The sequence below is a fragment of the Oleiphilus sp. HI0117 genome (assembly GCF_001635235.1).
Window position 1 is genome coordinate 1 of record NZ_LWGA01000065.1, and the last position, 1112, is coordinate 1112.

Below are 1112 nucleotides of genomic sequence, written 5' to 3' on the forward strand. Positions count from 1 at the left end.
CAAACTATATATAGGCGTCATGTCTGGCACCAGCATGGACGGAATCGATACCGTCCTTGCCTCAATATCTGAAAACAAAACCACCAGTATTGAATCATTTAGCGCACCATTTTCAAGCTCGCTTAAGTCGAAACTTCAGTCATTGTCACTACCAGGCGACAATGAGATAGACCGCCTTGGCGAAGCCAGTGTCGAGCTAGGTGAAGCTATTGCGGAAACCGTGAACGATTTACTCAAGAAAGCCAACAAGAATAGTAGCGATGTTTGCGCCATCGGTTGTCACGGACAAACAATCAGACACCGCCCTGAGTCAAGCAAACCCTTTTCACTCCAGATAGGCGACCCAAGTACAATCGCCCACATCACTAATATCACGACGATTACCGATTTCAGAATGGCAGATATGGCCGCGAAGGGGCAAGGCGCACCATTAGTCCCCGCATTTCACCAAGCAGTATTTGGCGACTCAAACGAAACGAGAATCGTTGCCAATATTGGCGGTATCGCGAACATTTCAGTGCTCTCAAAAACAAAGAACAAGCTATCCGGCTACGACACAGGCCCCGGAAATATGCTTATGGACCTATGGATTCAAAGCTGCTTAAAGAAAGCGTACGATCATAATGGCGACTGGGCGAGCACAGGGTCTGTTATCGAAGATTTATTACAGGATTTTCTCGACGAGCCCTATTTCAAACAAACAGCACCCAAAAGCACCGGTAAAGAACTGTTTAACTCAGCATGGATAGCCAATAAGATTGCAAACAGCACATTCCAAAGCGAAGATATTCAGCGCACGCTACTCGAGCTAACGGCCAGCACAATTAGTAACAGCATCATCACCAGCACTAATGGTGATGGCTGCGACATCTTCGTCTGCGGCGGCGGCATCAATAATCAACTACTAATGACTCGCCTCCAAAACCTGCTTCCAAGCTATCGCTTAAGTTCAACCCTCGACCTGGGAATAGACCCGCAATTGGTTGAGGCCAGCGCTTTCGCCTGGTTAGCAAGACAAACACTGAACAACCTGCCAGGCAATGCCTGCTCCGTTACGGGAGCAAGCAAGAGCAAAATATTAGGTGGAATTTACCCCGCTTGAAGCGATTCCT

At 47.8% G+C, this 1112-nt stretch carries 1 protein-coding gene; it reads left to right on the forward strand.

The window, feature by feature from the left end:
- Nucleotides 1–1102, forward strand: a 1102-nt coding sequence (locus A3757_RS01040; RefSeq protein WP_068739010.1) for an anhydro-N-acetylmuramic acid kinase, incomplete at its 5' end; no start/stop codon positions are given.
- Nucleotides 1103–1112 lie beyond the last annotated feature (10 nt).